This is a genomic window from Candidatus Competibacter denitrificans Run_A_D11 (genome assembly GCF_001051235.1).
GTDB classification, from domain to species: domain Bacteria; phylum Pseudomonadota; class Gammaproteobacteria; order Competibacterales; family Competibacteraceae; genus Competibacter_A; species Competibacter_A denitrificans.
In genome coordinates, this window is the sequence record NZ_CBTJ020000061.1 from 1 (window position 1) to 1,061 (window position 1,061).

Sequence of the window (1,061 nt, forward strand, 5' to 3'; positions counted from 1 at the left end):
AGCAGGACGTAGAGTTCGGCGTTTGCTTTTTTCCAGGCGTCCAGCCAGCGGGCGATGGTGCGCACGCAGGGCACCCGAATCGGGCCATCGCCCGCCAGCGTCGCCGGTAAGAGCCTATCACAATATTAAGATATTGATATATTTAAGAAATAATCGTATCATTTGCCTATAAAGTAAGGTTTTTAATTAAAACGGGTGAAACCTTGAAATGACGACAGAGAAAAGATACCCCAGTGATCTGACGGATGAAGAATGGGCGGTTGTGGAAGAATGCCTTCGTGGAGAAGACGAAATGGGGGCAGGTCGTCCATTGGAAGTGGATTTGAGACGGGTGTGGGATGCGATTTTGTATATCAATAAGACGGGGTGCCAATGGGCGTATCTGCCCCATGATTTTCCACCCCGCACAACCGTCAACTACCACTATATAAAATGGATGACGACGGGTTTCTTTGCCCGCGTGAATGCGGAAGTTCGCCGACGGGTACGAAAAAAAACGGTCGAAACGCGGAACCGAGTGCGGGGATCATCGACAGTCAAAGCGTCAAGGGCACCGCAGAATCTGCCGAAGAATCCGGCTTTGACGGTTATAAAAAGGTCAAGGGCAGAAAGCATCATATTGTAACAGACACCACCGGTTGTGTTCTGGCCGTGGGCGTCCATGCCGCCAACATTCACGACAGTCAGGGGGCGTACCCCTTACTCAAGACGCTGTTTAAAGCAGTACCCACGGTACGCCGGATCTGGGCCGATCACGCTTATCAGGGCGAGGAACTCGCCACCTGGGTGAAAGACACCTTCGCTTGTGAGTTGGAGATTGTGAAAAGAACCACGAAAGCCTTTAAAGTGTTACCCCATCGCTGGGTGGTCGAAAGAACATTGGCCTGGTTAAGCCGCTACCGTCGATTAGTCCGTGTCTATGAAAAAAGAGTCGCTTCCAGCATCGCCATGATTTGGGTTTCTTCTATCCGTATTCTACTGAAGAAATTGTATCCACCTCTTAATGAAGAGGGCTGCGATTAATCATTTGTATCTGAATAAGAATTTTCGGATAGGCTCTA

General features: G+C 49.7%; 1 pseudogene. It reads left to right on the forward strand.

Annotation, left to right across the window (positions count from 1 at the left end):
• Positions 1-208: 208 nt before the first annotated feature.
• A pseudogene (locus tag BN873_RS12835) lies at positions 209-1,023 on the forward strand (IS5 family transposase).
• The last annotated feature ends 38 nt before the right edge of the window (positions 1,024-1,061 follow it).